A 765-nucleotide genomic window follows, 5' to 3' on the forward strand; every position below is an offset into this window, starting at 1 on the left:
CGATCATGGGCGCAAAAGTGGGTTACACGTACAACGGTGGCGACTTCCAAGATTCAGCGTACATCGGCAAGCATTCAGCTGAATCTCACTTAGTATCTGCGGCATACGGTTCTTACGGTCAAGGTTTGTACCTAGCAGCGGTTTACGGCTCGAACGAAAACATGAACTTCGACGGTAAAACTCGTCTAGCTGAAAGCGACGCGTACGAAGCGTTGATCGCTTATGCACTGCCTAATAGCCTAAACCTGAGCATCAACTACGAAATGGTTGAAGGCAAAGACGTGAAAGGCGCGAAGACAGAAACGGCTCGTGAAGAAATGGCGCTGCAAGCAGAATACAACTTCACACCTAAGTTTGTGGGTTATGCGGGTTACCAGTTTGACTTGAACGACGCTAACGACCGCAAAACTGATGACAAATGGGCACTTGGTGCACGTTACTACCTATAATTGTCGTTACAGTTATCGATTCAAAAGCCAGCATGATGCTGGCTGTTTCTCGTTTTGTCGAAGAATCAACATGCGTTTCAAACTGATGACACAAAACATAAAACGGGCTGAATGTCTTATTGTTGATACTTCAGAGCGCGTTCTAGTGTTGTTCCATCAAAAGGTTAGATTATGATGATGTTTTTGTTTTGCAGGGAAGATCAATGAGCGTCATTCAAGTTGAAGAAAAGAAAGTAGAAGTTGGAAAAGTGCTGTGTGTTGGACGTAATTACGTTGAGCACATCCATGAGTTGGACAATGCTATTCCAGAACAAAT

The 765-nt window shown here is 44.3% G+C and carries 1 protein-coding gene and 1 pseudogene; both read left to right on the forward strand.

From position 1 onward, the window contains the following. Window positions 1-449: porin (locus R8N47_RS24760; RefSeq protein WP_318186046.1), on the forward strand; the 449-nt coding region annotated here is incomplete at its 5' end. 203 nt (window positions 450-652) lie between these two features. Further along, window positions 653-765: pseudogene (locus tag R8N47_RS24765) on the forward strand (FAA hydrolase family protein); the annotation flags it as partial.

The organism is Vibrio sp. 2132-1 (assembly GCF_033344315.1).